Annotated in this window: 12 protein-coding genes; 8 read left to right on the top strand and 4 right to left on the bottom strand. The window is 70.4% G+C overall.

Annotated features, from left to right (window positions below; all coding sequences use genetic code 11):
* The first annotated feature begins 133 nt into the window (after nucleotides 1-133).
* From U870_RS0102715 to ispG, 3 genes are all read left to right on the top strand, one after another.
* The gene (locus tag U870_RS0102715) at nucleotides 134-736 is read left to right on the top strand and encodes a hypothetical protein (RefSeq protein ID WP_025155885.1); all 603 of its coding nucleotides are present in this window, start codon (nucleotides 134-136) and stop codon (nucleotides 734-736) included.
* A gap of 77 nt (nucleotides 737-813) precedes the next feature.
* Nucleotides 814-2,145, top strand: a complete 1,332-nt coding sequence (locus tag U870_RS0102710; protein ID WP_025155884.1) for a M50 family metallopeptidase — start codon at nucleotides 814-816, stop codon at nucleotides 2,143-2,145.
* Nucleotides 2,146-2,274: 129 nt separating this feature from the next.
* Nucleotides 2,275-3,414: a flavodoxin-dependent (E)-4-hydroxy-3-methylbut-2-enyl-diphosphate synthase gene (ispG, locus tag U870_RS0102705; RefSeq protein ID WP_025155883.1), complete on the top strand. Its 1,140-nt coding sequence runs from the start codon at nucleotides 2,275-2,277 to the stop codon at nucleotides 3,412-3,414.
* A gap of 43 nt (nucleotides 3,415-3,457) precedes the next feature.
* Here the strand turns inward: ispG and U870_RS0102700 are convergent, their stop codons facing one another.
* Nucleotides 3,458-4,930 (bottom strand): RNB domain-containing ribonuclease, encoded by a 1,473-nt coding sequence (locus U870_RS0102700; RefSeq protein ID WP_025155882.1) that lies wholly within the window; start codon nucleotides 4,928-4,930, stop codon nucleotides 3,458-3,460.
* Between the two features lie 43 nt (nucleotides 4,931-4,973).
* On the opposite strand from U870_RS0102700, the gene U870_RS0102695 reads away from it, so the two are divergent.
* Nucleotides 4,974-6,740: a proline--tRNA ligase gene (locus U870_RS0102695; protein ID WP_025155881.1), complete on the top strand. Its 1,767-nt coding sequence runs from the start codon at nucleotides 4,974-4,976 to the stop codon at nucleotides 6,738-6,740.
* A 93-nt stretch (nucleotides 6,741-6,833) separates the two neighbouring features.
* Here U870_RS0102695 and U870_RS0102690 read toward each other — a convergent pair whose 3' ends face one another.
* Genes U870_RS0102690 through U870_RS0102680 form a run of 3 tightly spaced genes read right to left on the bottom strand, consistent with a single transcriptional unit; the run spans nucleotide 6,834 to nucleotide 10,118 of the window.
* Entirely contained in the window at nucleotides 6,834-7,883 is a 1,050-nt protein-coding gene (locus U870_RS0102690; RefSeq protein ID WP_025155880.1) for an FUSC family protein, read from the bottom strand.
* Nucleotides 7,884-7,898: 15 nt separating this feature from the next.
* A complete protein-coding gene (locus U870_RS0102685; RefSeq protein ID WP_025155879.1) occupies nucleotides 7,899-8,990 on the bottom strand; it encodes a winged helix DNA-binding domain-containing protein in 1,092 nt (363 codons plus the stop codon).
* 54 nt (nucleotides 8,991-9,044) lie between these two features.
* Nucleotides 9,045-10,118: an App1 family protein gene (locus tag U870_RS0102680; RefSeq protein ID WP_025155878.1), complete on the bottom strand. Its 1,074-nt coding sequence runs from the start codon at nucleotides 10,116-10,118 to the stop codon at nucleotides 9,045-9,047.
* Nucleotides 10,119-10,328: 210 nt separating this feature from the next.
* Between U870_RS0102680 and U870_RS0102670 the strand changes: the two genes are divergently transcribed.
* The 4 genes from U870_RS0102670 to U870_RS0102655 all read left to right on the top strand — a co-directional run bounded on the left by U870_RS0102670 (nucleotide 10,329) and on the right by U870_RS0102655 (nucleotide 13,510).
* Nucleotides 10,329-10,985: a TetR/AcrR family transcriptional regulator gene (locus tag U870_RS0102670; protein ID WP_025155877.1), complete on the top strand. Its 657-nt coding sequence runs from the start codon at nucleotides 10,329-10,331 to the stop codon at nucleotides 10,983-10,985.
* 217 nt (nucleotides 10,986-11,202) lie between these two features.
* Nucleotides 11,203-12,081: an ABC transporter ATP-binding protein gene (locus tag U870_RS0102665; RefSeq protein ID WP_025155876.1), complete on the top strand. Its 879-nt coding sequence runs from the start codon at nucleotides 11,203-11,205 to the stop codon at nucleotides 12,079-12,081.
* The gene (locus U870_RS0102660; protein ID WP_025155875.1) at nucleotides 12,078-12,764 is read left to right on the top strand and encodes an ABC transporter permease; all 687 of its coding nucleotides are present in this window, start codon (nucleotides 12,078-12,080) and stop codon (nucleotides 12,762-12,764) included. The genes U870_RS0102665 and U870_RS0102660 overlap by 4 nt, the downstream gene beginning before the upstream one ends.
* The gene (locus U870_RS0102655) at nucleotides 12,761-13,510 is read left to right on the top strand and encodes an ABC transporter permease (RefSeq protein WP_025155874.1); all 750 of its coding nucleotides are present in this window, start codon (nucleotides 12,761-12,763) and stop codon (nucleotides 13,508-13,510) included. Before U870_RS0102660 ends, U870_RS0102655 begins: the two co-directional genes overlap by 4 nt.
* Nucleotides 13,511-13,556 lie beyond the last annotated feature (46 nt).

Here is a 13,556-nt window from a genome sequence, read left to right as displayed (position 1 = left end):
GCGACCTGATAGCCTTTTCAGGAGGGCCGATCGGGCCGGTTTCGGGGGATTCGTGAAGAAGTTGGTTGTACTCGTGGGCGCGATCGCCGTCGTTCTCGGATTGGCCGGGTGTGCCGGGGCTGCGTCGCCGTCTGTGTCGCCGTCTGCCACGACGACGAGCACTCCGACCGCGACACCCGAGCCGACGACGACCGCCATCGTCATCGGCGCAGACGCGGTCCGCGTCGTCGACACCGCCGGCGGGGAACGTGAGTTCGGCTACGCCGGACCGATCGCCGACGTCTTGGGGGCGATGGAGGCGGGGCTCGGGCCGCAGACCGGCACGACCGAGTACCCGGCCACCAACCATACGGTCGCCTCGACGGCGCACGAATTCGGGGCGCTCACGATCTTCGAAGAGCACTACTCGGAGTCCGTGGTCAACGACGTGCTCGTCTCGCCCGTCTGGAGGATCTCGACGAAGGCCGCCACGATCGGGCAGGTGCACATCGCGAGCGCTACGGGTGTCGCGGTCGGCTCCTCGATCGACGACGTGCCGGGCCATGCCGATCCGAACCGGCTCGACACGCTCACGATGAACGGCGCGACCTCGGCATACATCCTGGTGGAGGCCTCCTCCGGCTCCACCCTGGTGCCCGACGGGACGACGATCACCGTGGGCGTGCTCGCAGCGGCATCCGCCTGGCCCGGGCCGATCACGCAGATGAGCGCACCGTCTCAGCTCGGCGGTGCCTGAGCGGGTGCCCGAGCGGCGGACTGCGCACATAGCCGGCTAGCGGCTCACTCCAAGCTGAGCGACAGTACCCTGAGTCCGTGGAATCCGTGCTCCTGTTCATCCTCGGCGTCGTCATCATCCTGATCGGCCTCGCCGTCTCGATCGCGCTCCACGAGATCGGGCACTTGGTGCCCGCGAAGCTGTTCGGCGTCAAGGTCACGCAGTACATGATCGGTTTCGGCAAGACGCTGTTCTCGTTCCGCCGGGGCGAGACCCAATACGGCGTCAAAGCGCTCCCGCTCGGCGGCTACATCTCCATGATCGGCATGTTCCCGCCGAACAAGGAGGGCGGTGCCGGACGCAACGCCACCACCGGTTTCATGCAGTCGATGGCGCAGGACGCACGCACCGCGAGCGCCGAGACCGTCGCCGTCGGCGAGGAGGAGCGCACCTTCTACAAGCTGGCGGTCTGGAAGCGCATCATCATCATGTTCGGTGGCCCGTTCATGAACCTGCTGATCGCCGTCGTTCTCTTCGGCGTGCTGCTGATGGGGTTCGGCACCCCTCAGAACTCCACGACGATCGGCTCCGTCAGCCAGTGCGTGCTCCCGGCCACGACCACCAGCCAGACCTGCTCGGCCACCGCCCCGCAGGGCCCCGCCGCCGTCGCAGGGATGAAGCCCGGCGACACCATCGTGAGCATCGACGGGACGCCGATCACCAGCTGGGCGCAGTCCACCACGATCATCCGGGAGTCGGCCGGCCGCTCGCTCTCGGTCGTGCTCCGCCGCGGCGGCGTCGAGCGCACGGTCACCCTCACGCCCACGACGAACCAGGTCGCGAAGACCGATGAGAACGGTCAGGTCGTGAAGACCGCGGACGGCAGCGTCTCCACGTTCGCCGCCGGGTTCGCCGGCATCGGCTCGGTGCAGGAGCTGGTCCCGCAGCCGATCTCCTCGGTGCTTCCGGCCGTCGGCACCCAGGTCGGCGCCGTGTTCAACGTCTTCATCCACCTCCCGCAGCGCATGGTAGACGTCTGGAACGCGGCGTTCGGCTCCGGGCAGCGCGACGCGAACGGCCCGATCGGCGTCGTCGGGATCGGCCGCGCGGCGGGCGAGCTCACGGCGCTCGACGGCGTGCCGGTCATCGACAAGGCGTACACGATGATCGGGATGCTCGCCTCGCTGAACATCGCGCTCTTCGTGTTCAACCTGGTGCCGCTACTCCCGCTCGACGGCGGTCACATCGCGGGCGCGCTGTGGGAGGGGATCCGGCGCACCTTCGCGAAGATCTTCCGTCGCCGCGATCCGGGTCCGGTCGACATCGCCAAGCTCATGCCGCTCACCTTCGCGGTCGTGATCGTGTTCGGCGCGATGAGCCTGCTGCTCGCATACGCGGACATCGTCAAGCCCGTCAACCTGTTCGGCTAGCACCCGGCCTCACGTCTCGCCCGCAGATCCGCTGGGCGCGACGCGCGCGGCGAGGTCACTCCCCGGCAACGCCCAGCCGGTTCCCACCGGCCCGCGTAGGATTGTCGGGTGGCAGCAATCAATCTGGGGATGCCCAAGGTCCCCGAGACCCTCGCACCCCGCCGGAAGTCCCGCCAGATCCGCGTCGGCAAGGTCCTCGTCGGAGGCGACGCCCCCGTCAGCGTCCAGTCGATGACCACGACGCCGACGACGAACATCAACGCGACCCTGCAGCAGATCGCCGAACTCACGGCCTCCGGCTGCGACATCGTCCGCGTCGCCGTCCCGAGCAGGGACGACGCGGAGGCGCTGCCGATCATCGCCAAGAAGAGCCAGATCCCGGTGATCGCCGACATCCACTTCCAGCCGAACTACGTCTACGCCGCGATCGACGCCGGCTGCGCGGCCGTGCGCGTCAACCCGGGCAACATCCGCAAGTTCGACGACCAGGTCGGCAAGATCGCCGCGTACGCCAAGGCGGCGGGCGTGTCGCTCCGCATCGGGGTCAACGCGGGCTCCCTCGAGCCGAGCCTGCTCCAGAAGTACGGCAAGCCCACCGCGGAGGCGCTCGTCGAGAGCGCCGTATGGGAGGCCAGCCTCTTCGAGGAGCACGACTTCCACGACTTCAAGATCTCGGTCAAGCACAACGACCCCATCGTGATGGTCAAGGCGTACCGGCAGCTCGCCGAGCGCGGCGACTGGCCCCTGCACCTCGGCGTGACCGAGGCGGGTCCGGAGTTCCAGGGAACCATCAAGTCGGCGACCGCGTTCGGCATCCTGCTGTCCGAGGGCATCGGCGACACCATCCGGGTCTCGCTCTCCGCCCCGCCGGCCCAGGAGGTCAAGGTCGGGCTGCAGATCCTGCAGTCGCTCAATCTGCGCGAGCGCAAGCTCGAGATCGTCTCGTGCCCCAGCTGCGGACGCGCCCAGGTGGACGTCTACACGCTCGCCAACGACGTCACCAGCGGGCTCGAGGGCATGAGCGTCCCGCTCCGCGTCGCCGTGATGGGCTGCGTCGTGAACGGCCCCGGCGAGGCGCGGGAGGCCGACCTCGGTGTGGCGAGCGGCAACGGCAAGGGTCAGATCTTCGTCAAGGGCGAGGTCATCAAGACCGTGCCGGAGGCCGAGATCGTGCAGACCCTGATCCAGGAGGCGAACCGCATCGCCGCCGAGATGGGCGAGGAGGGCGGACCGTCCGGCGAGCCCGTGGTCACCGTCGGCGCCCACTAGCGGCGCGCGGCGGCGGGAGCCCACCGGAGGTCGGTGCGCGCTGTCAGTCCGCCTGATCGCGCCGTCCGCGCGCCGGATCTCCCACTGTTCCGACGGCGTCGAAGCGGACCGTGCCGGTCGGGATGTCCGCCGACACGAGGTGCACCCGCACCCGGTCGCCCGGACGCACGCCGTCGGGCCGGGGCAGCGACGCGGTCACGACCGGATCCGCGACCTGGACGGTGACGGTGCCATTGCGCACGGCGAGCACCGTCGCGTCGAACACGGCGCCGATCCGGGAGGCGAGCAGCGCCGCCTCCACGCGATCCAGCGCACCGGCGTCGAGCGCCGAGGCCAGCCGGGTCGACGCTCCCATGATCGACGGCAACGCGCCGAGTGATTCGCGTGCCCACGCGGGCACCGGCCGACCGGCGCAGAGCGCCTCGCACACCACCAGCACCCACCGGTCGACGAGTCGACGCAACGGCGCCGTCGCATGCGTGTACGGCGCCGCGATCGCGGACTGGTCGGGATCGGCGGGGGCCGTGCCGTCCATCGCGACGTAGCCGGCGCCGCGGAAGAGCCCGGCGGCGGCTTGCAGGATCGCGGCCGCGCGCGGCTCGCGATGGTCGAGGGTGCGCAGGTACTCGCCGTACGCGATCCCGGCCGGCCACGGCAGGCCGAGCGCGACCGTCTGCGCGCGGAACGACGCCACCGCCTCCGTCCCGGGCGCAGGCATCGTGCGCAGGATGCCGATGCGGGCGTCGAGCATGATGCGCGCCGCTGCCATGCCGGTGAGCAACGAGAGCTGCGCGTTCCAGTCCTCCACGGGGAGCGTGGCGCGGCGCTCGATGGCGTAGGCGCCGTCGCGGAAGACGATCTCCTCGTCGGCGCGGTTCAGGCTCGCGCCGCCGCGGGCGCGCTCCTGTGCGATCCGCGCCGGGCCGACCTCCGCAAGCAGCGCCAGCTCCTCGGGAGCCGTGCCCGTGTCGAGGGCCTCCTGGGCCTCGGCGTACGACCATTGGCGTCTCGAGCGGATACGGGCACGGGCGACGGTGACGGCGGTCTCCCGGCCGTCCGCGTCCAGACTGACGTCCCAGACGAACGCACCGCGTACGGCGTCCGGCAGCAGCGAACCCGCGTGCTCCCCGATGGCGGACGGATGCAGTGGCACGCGGCCGTCCGGCGCGTAGAGCGTCTGCCCGCGCCGGCGCGCCTCTTCATCGACGGCTCCGCCGGGCGGCACCAGGGCCGGCACGTCGGCGATGGCGTACCGGATCCGGTGGCCGCCGCCGTCGCGCTCGATGTGCAGCGCCTGATCGAGGTCGGTCGAGCCGGCGGGGTCGATCGTCAGGAACGGGAGACCGGTCAGGTCCGTCGCCGGGAGCACGACTCCGGCGGCCTCGCGTTCCGCCTCCGCCTCGGCCTCGGGGCCGAACCTCTCGGGGAGCCCGAGGGAGGCTCGCAGCTCTGCGAGGGACCGGGCCAGCTCGGTCTGCGCCGCGGACGGGGCGATGGAGGTCCGGCGGTCGGGCATGCCGCCACACTATGCCACCCCTCCGGCCCCCTAACATGGAATGGTGCCTACACGCCTGACGAACTACTTCCTCCGCACGCTCCGTGAAGACCCCTCCGACGCCGAGGTCACCAGCCACAGGCTGCTGGTCCGCGCCGGCTACATCCGGCGCCAGGCGCCGGGGATCTTCGCCTGGCTGCCGCTCGGTCTGCGGGTCAAGGCCCGCATCGAGACGATCATCCGCGAGGAGATGGCCGCCGCCGGCGCCCACGAGGTCCACTTCCCGGCGCTGCTGCCGCGCGAGCCGTACGAGGTGACGAACCGGTGGGAGGAGTACGGAGACGGGCTCTTCCGCCTCCAGGACCGCAAGGGCGCCGACTACCTGCTCGCACCCACGCACGAGGAGGTGTTCACCCTGCTGGTGAAGGACCTCTACTCGTCGTACAAGGACCTCCCGCTCACCATCTTCCAGATCCAGGACAAGTACCGCGACGAGGCGCGGCCCCGCGCGGGGCTCCTCCGCGGTCGCGAGTTCACCATGAAGGACGCCTACTCGTTCGACGCGAGCGACGCCGGGCTGGAGGCGAGCTACTCCGCGCAGCGCGACGCGTACGAGCGGATCTTCCAGCGTCTCGGACTGTCGTACGTGATCGTGCAGGCCGACGCCGGAGCGATGGGAGGCTCGCGCAGCGAGGAGTTCCTGCACCCGACCGCCGTCGGCGAGGACACCTTCGTGCGTTCGGAGGGCGGATACGCCGCGAACGTCGAGGCGTTCACGACCATCGCCCCGCCGACTCGCGGGTACGAGAAGCTCACCCCGGCCGAGGTGCTGGACACGCCCGACACCCCCACGATCCAGACCCTCGTCGACGTGGCGAACGAGAAGCACCCCCGGCCGGACGGCCGCGCATGGACCGCTGCGGACACGCTCAAGAACGTCGTCCTCGCGCTGACGCACCTGGACGGCAGCCGCGAGCTCGTCGTCGTCGGCCTGCCCGGCGACCGCGAGGTGGACACCAAGCGCGCAGAGGTCGCGTTCGCGCCCGCCGAGGTCGAGCCCGCCACCGAGGCCGACTTCGCCACGCACCCCGGACTGGTCAAGGGCTACATCGGGCCCTGGTCTCCGGAGGGCGCGGTGCTGGGCGAGGAGTCGTCCACCGGCATCCGCTTCGTCGTCGACCCCCGGGTCGTGGACGGCTCGGGCTGGATCACCGGTGCGAACATCCACGGGAAGCACGTCTTCGGTCTGGTCGCCGGCCGCGACTTCGCCTGGGACGCCGTCGTGGAGACTGCCGAGGTCAAGGCGGGCGACCCGGCCCCGGACGGCTCCGGGCCCGTGGAGCTCGCGCGCGGCATGGAGATCGGCCACGTCTTCCAGCTCGGTCGCAAGTATGCGGAAGCACTCGGCCTCAAGGTGCTGGACGAGAACGGCAAGCTGGTCACGGTCACGATGGGGTCCTACGGCATCGGCGTGACGCGCATCCTCGCGATCATCGCCGAGGAGAACAACGACGACAAGGGGCTGATCTGGCCCGAGTCGGTCGCGCCGTTCGACGTCCACGTCGTGGCCGCCGGCCGCGATCAGGCCGCGTTCGACGTGGCCGAGCAGGCTGCCGCCGAGTTGGAGTCCGCCGGCCTCGAGGTACTCCTCGACGACCGCCCCAAGGTCTCTCCGGGCGTGAAGTTCGGCGATGCCGAGCTGATCGGGGTCCCGCGCGTCCTGGTCGCCGGGCGCGGCGCCGCCGAGGGCGAGGTCGAGCTCTGGAACCGCCGCACCGGCGAGCGCGGCACCCTGCCGCTGGCGGAGGCCATCGCGACGCTGACCGCGTAGCGCGGATCGGACCTGAGCGTCGGCCGTCGAGGACATCGACGGCCGCCGCTCGGCATCCGTCCGACCCGCCGTCCGCGACCGCGTCGAGGGTGATCAGGTGCCGTCGCCGTCGCCCGTGATCTCGGAGTGGATCCGCCGCAGATCCTCCATGAGCGATCCGAGCAGCACCCAGTGCCGGGGATCGGGTGTCGAGATCACCAGCGGAGCGGTCAGCACGGGCAGGCCCGCCGTCGCGGTGTCCGGTTCGGCGAACGGCGCGTCCGGAGCCCGGCTGAGCAGGCGCAGATCGTGCGCCGCCCGGCGCAGCTCCTCCGCGATGGCGTCCAGCGCAGGTTCGCCGGTCAGGCCGTCGTCGTAGTGATCGTGGAAGGCCCTGGTCATGCCGATGGCGCGGGTGACGATGGGGGAGAGGCGCGCGAAGAGCGCCTCGTCGTGAGCCAGGACCACGCGGTGCTTGCCCTGTCGGGGGTTCAGGGTCAGGCTCTCCTCGGCCGCGGTGAGGGCGGCCCCTGCCTTGGTCTGCATGGGCCGCAGCAGCCGGGCTTCGATGAGGAGCGCATCCACCTGCCCGGGGGCGAGCGTGCTGGTGATGGCGTCGGCGAGCCGGTCGAGGGTGGCGGCGAGCTCGGTGCCGAGCGCGAGCACGGCGGTCCGCGCGGGCCCGGTGAGCACCGGTGGGACGACCGCGATGTTGACGATCACCCCGATGACGGCCCCGATGATGGTCTCGCCGATCCGCGCGAGCGCGTACTCGGGATTGGTGGCGCCGATCGCCAGCACGAGCATGGCGCTGATCGGCACCTGGTTCGCGCTGCCCGGGGTGAGCTTGAGCGCCCAGGCGAGCAGCACGGACAGGACGACGGCGACGAGCACGATCCAGCTGTTGGTCCCGAATGCGAGTCCGACCGCGTAGGCGACGAGCACGCCGACGATGACGCCGAGGGAGCGCTCGATCGCGCGACCGACCGATTGGTTGACACTCGGCTGGACGACCAGGAGGGCGGCGATCGCGGCGAAGACCGGGAGCTCCCCGGGCACGATGAGGCTCGCCGCGAGCCAGGCCAGGATCATGGCGACGGCGGTCTTGAGCACCTGCAGGAACGGGGTGCGGCTGGACGCGCGGATGCTCGCGGGGAGTTTCAGTGCCACCGTTCCAGGCTAGTCCGCGTAGCGCGCGTACACCGCCGCCGAGCGCCCGGCGGCGGCGGTCCGGGCGGCCGTGAGCGGCTCGAAGGGGAACTGCTCGATGGTGGTGCCGGAACGCCGCCACGTGCCGGCGACGCGGCCTCGCGCGACGATGATCGGCGCGAAGACGCCGTTCTTGCCCGGCACCACCCGCTCGAACCGGTCGTCGTCGATCACCGCAGAGCGGTCCTGGTAGCCGAGGAGGTACTCGTCGAAGGCGGGCAGCAGGTGGACGGCCTCGCGTTCCGCGCGGCTCGGCGGTCGCGCGGCCGCGTCATCGGCGAGCTCCGCCGGGACGAGGTACTCGACACCGTCCACGTCGAGCGTGCGCAGCGCATCGCCGAGCACGGCGACCGCGGTCCGCGCCTGTGCGATCGTCCCCTTGGTCCACCAGACGAAATCCCTGACGGTCGCCGGGCCGTGGCCGACCAGGTAGCGCAGCAGGAATTCCGCGACGGCCTCGTCGGGGTCGAGCCGGCGGGCGGCGGAGAGCGGCGCCCACTCGTCCAGCAGGACGAGCGCCTGCTGGGTCCGATGGGAGGGACCCCAGCACACGACGCCGGTCTGCGCGAGGAAATAGAGCAGGTGGTAACCGCGCTGGCCGCCCGTCGCGATCCCCGCGGACTCCCAGAGCTCCATGACCTCCGCGCGCCCCAACGCCCGGCCGCCGGTGAGCGCCGCGCTCAGCAGGTCCCGGGCGCGCACGAAGTCCGGTGCCTCGAGCTCCAGCTGGCGGTGGCGGAGGGTCAGACCGGCCACCATGCGCTCGGTGGTGACGGAGAGCATCCAGCGCAGATCCTCCGGCGGCACGAAGTGCAGCGTGCCGCGCATCGGCCAGGAGCGCACGATCCGCCCCGCGTCCAGGTCGGCGAGCACTGCGCTGCGGGCGGGAGTGGCGGTGCGCAGTGCGAGGGCCCAGCAGGCCGCGCCGAAGTCCTGCGCCTGGACCGCCAGCAGCCGGCGGACGACATCGGCCGGCGCGGCGGGGCGGTCGCCGTCGATGTGCTGGGCCAGCCGGCGCAGCCGGAGCAGATCGGAGCGGTTCGCGCGTGCGGTGCCGGGCATGGGGACAGTCTGCCCCAGCCCACCGACGGCCGCCCGTCCGCAGACGGGGCGTCGTCAGGCGCCGGGAAGGATTCCGAGCTCGCTGAGCTGCTCGCTCAGTCCCGCGCCGTCCGGGGCGTACACCCACGGGGCTCCGGAGAGTTCGCTGTGCTTCTCGGCCTTCGACCGGCCGCCCGCGAGCACCGCCTCCCCGCCGGAGAGCTGGCGGATCGCGACGCCGGCCACGTTGTCGGGGTGCGCGGTGGTGAACTCGCCGTAGAGCAGCTCGTCGTGCTGGCCGTCGTCGCCGATCAGCAGCCACCTCAGTCCGGGGAACTCGGAGGCCAACCGCTCGAGGTTGATGCGCTTGTGCTCCCGCCCGCTGCGGAAGAAGCGGTCGTGGGTGGGCCCCCAGTCGGTCAGCAGCAGGGGACCGGCGGGGAAGAGGTTCCGGGAGAGGAAGCGCCGCAGCGTGGGGGCGACGTTCCAGGCGCCGGTCGAGAGGTAGATGACGGGTGTGCCGGGATGCGTGGCCGCCAGGCGCTCCAGCAGGACGGCCATGCCCGGCGTGGGAACGCGGGCGTGCTCGTCGAGCACGAAGGTGTTCCAGGCGGCGAGGAGCGGCCGGGGGAGCGCCGTCACCATCACGGTGTCGTCGACGTCGGAGATGATGCCGAACGTCGCCTTCGGGTCCACGACGAACACGGGGGCCTCGAAGACGCGGGTCGATTCGACGGTGGACATCCGGACGGTGTGCCATCCGGGCGTGAGCTGGACGGGGATGACCGTGTCGATGACGCCGCCGCGGTCGGGCATCACCGTGTGCCGGTCGCCCTCGATCTCGATCGTCACCACCACGTCCGACACCGGCACGCTGATGAAGGACCGCCAGCCCCGGATGGACTCCTCGCGCTTGCGGTGCTTCCGCTCGGCGCGGCTGCCGGGCTTGGGGTCCTTGGCGAGGACGACCCTGCCTAGGATGCGCAACCACGACGGCGCGCCGTAGCCGGTGTACGGGACGATCGTGGCGAGGGCGCCGCGCTTGCGGGAGCGACGGGCCCTGAACTCGTGGAAAGCGTCTTCGATGCGCGCTGCGCGATGCATGATGGGCTCCGCAGCGGTGCCGCGCTTGTCGGGAGTTGCGGTCATAGAGATTCAAGTCTCTCATGGAGTGCAGGATCGATTTCCGCACGCCCCAGATCTGGGGGCGGATCCTCGGCGAGTTGCAGACGATTCCCCGCAATAAGTGAGGTTTCCACGAATATGATCGATCCCAATGGAGTGCGCCACGCAGTGGCGGGCGCATGGGTCGGGGACCCGCACCACGTAACGTAGACAGCGAAAGAAGGAGTTGCGATCGTGCCCATCAACGACCTCGTGGCCGGACAGAACACCGTCGGAGCAGCCCTCGTGCGCACCGAGCCGATCCAGGAGCGCAGTGCCGCCCGGGTCGACGCGCTGCTGGACGCGGCCGCCGACGTGGTCGACGAGATCGGGTTCGACCGGCTGACCACCGCCATGGTGGCCGAGCGCGCCGGTGCCTCCATCGGCACCGTCTACCGGTACTTCCCCGACCGGATCGTCCTGCTGCAGGCACTGCGTGATCGCGCCGTGCTGCGCTACCGCCGCGCCGTGGTCGCCGCCATCCACGAGCAGCAGCCAGAGCACTGGTGGAATGCGGTCGAGGCCGCGATCGACTCGTTCGTGGCGATGTTCCGCACCGAGGCGGGCTTCCGGATCATCCGCTTCACCGACGCCGAGCGCTCCGGGCTCCCCGGCGAGGAGGTCGTGCGGGACGTCTCGTTCGCGGCGCAGTTCGCCGAGATCCTCGCCGATGAGTACAGCCTCCCGGCCGGCGACGACCTCGCCTTCCGCCTCGAGATCGTCGTGGAGGTCATGGATGCGCTGATCAACCGTGCGTTCCGGGACGACCCGGCCGGGGACGAGCGCTACATCGCCGAAGCCCGCGTGGTGGCCCGCGAGTACCTCGAGGCGCGCTACGGCAGCAAGGGCTGAATCCGTCCGCTCGGGCGGGAATGTCGGTGGTGCGCGCAACGCTGACATCCATCGGCGGCTGTGCTCCGAACCAGGTCGGGGATCGCACGATCCCCTCGACCGGCGAACTTCGTCTTTCACGCGAATTTCGCCATAAAGGGACGCATCCGTTGCCAAACGGCCAGAACGCTGTTTGGGTGGAATGGATGGACCTGACCGACAGAAATGGGCCCCAGCGATGATCGAGTTCCGTTCGGTGACGAAACGGTTCCCCGACGGGACGGTGGCCGTCGACGACTTCTCGCTCGTGATCCCGTCGCGCAGGATCACGGTCCTGGTCGGCTCCTCCGGCAGCGGGAAGACGACGATCCTGCGGATGATCAACCGCATGGTGGACCCGACCAGCGGCACGGTGGAGATCGACGGCGAGGACGTGCAGAAGCTCCAGCCCGTGCAGCTGCGGCGCAGCATCGGCTACGTCATGCAGAACTCCGGTCTCCTGCCTCACCGCAAGGTGGTCGACAACATCGCCACCGTGCCCCTCCTGCGCGGGGAGAAGAAGAAGGCCGCGCGCGAGCGCGCCCTGGAGCTGATGGACACGGTCGGCCTCGAGCGTTCGCTCGCCGACCGCTACCCGAGCCAGCTGTCGGGCGGTCAGCAGCAGCGCGTCGGAGTGGCCCGCGGACTCGCCGTCGACCCCAACATCCTGCTGATGGACGAGCCGTTCGGCGCCGTCGACCCGATCGTGCGCGACGAGCTGCAGAACGAGCTGCTGCACCTGCAGCGGGAGCTCGACAAGACCGTGGTCTTCGTCACCCACGACATCGACGAGGCGTTCCGGCTGGGCAGCCAGGTGGTGATCTTCCGCACGGGCGGGATCGTGGCCCAGCAGGGCACCCCGTCCGAGATCCTGGCGGCCCCGGCCGACGAGTTCGTCGCCTCGTTCATCGGGGCGGACCGCGGCCGGCGTGCGCTGCACGTTCAGCAGACCCCGACCGGCGAGGTGCTGGTCGACAGCGAAGGACGGCCGGCCGGTGTGCTGACCCCGTCCGATGAGGCAAAGGCCACGACCCTCCCGGTCGTGGGTGCTTCGGCGCAGGGTGAGGAAGCGTCGTGAGCTGGCTGTGGTCGAACCTCGGCCTCGTCTGGGATCTCACGGTCGCTCACGTGACGTTGAGCGTGTTCCCGATCGTCATCGGCTTCTTGATCTCGATCCCGATCGGCTGGGTCGCGAACCGCTACCGCGCCAGCCGCGGCGTGCTGCTCACGCTCGGCGGCATCCTGTACACGATCCCCTCCTTCCCGCTGTTCGTCGCGATGCCCGCGCTGATCGGCACGCAGATCCTCGACCCGAAGAACGTGGTCATCGCGCTCAGCCTGTACGCGCTCGCTCTGATGGTGCGCACGACGTCCGACGCTCTCGCGAGCGTGCCGGGTGATGTCCTGCAATCGGCGTCCGCCGTCGGTTTCAGCACCTGGCGCCGCTTCTGGTCCGTCGAGCTGCCGCTCGCCGGACCGGTGCTCCTCGCCGGTCTCCGGGTGGTCTCGGTGAGCACGGTGAGCCTCGTCAGTGTCGGATCCCTCGTCGGTGTGAGCAGCCTGGGAACCATGTTCGTCCAGGGACTGAACCAGTACAACAACGCCGAGGTGGTGACGGGCATCGTCGCGATCGTGATCATCGCGCTCGTCTTCGATCTGATCCTCGTCCTCCTCGGGAGGCTGCTGATGCCGTGGACGCGCCTCGGCACGACCAAGCGCGCGAGCCGCCGTGCCGCGCTGAAGGCGGTGACGGGCGCATGACCGATATCGTCGCAGCGTTCGCCTGGGTGTTCGACCCTGCCAACTGGGCCGGGCCGAGCGGAATCCTCGTGCGCCTCGGGGAGCATGCCTGGTACTCGTTGCTGACGCTGGTCCTGGCCGCGGTGATCGCGCTGCCGATCGGCCTGGCGATCGGGCACACGGGGAAGTTCCGCGGCCTCGCCGTCGGCCTCTCCGGCGCCCTCCGGGCGATTCCGACGCTTGGTCTCGTCGTGTATCTCGCCCTCATCACGCTCAACCTCAGCATCGTCCCGCCGCTGATCGCTCTCACCATCCTGGCGATCCCGCCGGTGCTCGCGGGCGCGTACTCCGGCCTCGAATCAGTGGACCGGCGCACGATCGATGCTGCGCGAGCGATGGGGATGACCGAGCTCCAGATCCTGTTCAAGGTGGAGATCCCCCTCTCGCTCCCGCTGATCATCGGGGGGATCCGCTCCGCCGCGCTCCAGGTCATCGCGACGTGGACGGTTGCGGCGATCCTCCCGGTCGGCGGCCTCGGACGGTTCCTGTTCGACGGTCTCGCCGTGCAGCAGTACAACGTGATGCTCGGCGGATCGATCCTCGTGATCGCGCTCGCCCTCGTGACCGACGGCGTCTTCGCCATCGTGCAGCGCCTCGTGGTTCCGCGCGGCGTCACGGCCGGCAAGATCCAGGACGTCCGTACGAAGGACCCCTGGCGACCGATGGGACCGTCTGTGCCCAACCACCCCATCGGCACCGGTATCTGACCACCCGAACCCACCACGATCCATAGCACCCACCGAAAGAGAGAAA

Origin of the sequence: Leifsonia aquatica H1aii (genome assembly GCF_000633535.1) — a bacterium.
GTDB lineage: Bacteria > Actinomycetota > Actinomycetes > Actinomycetales > Microbacteriaceae > Leifsonia > Leifsonia aquatica_A.
Note: the sequence above shows the minus strand (reverse complement) of the source record. Positions and strands in the feature narration are given on the sequence as shown.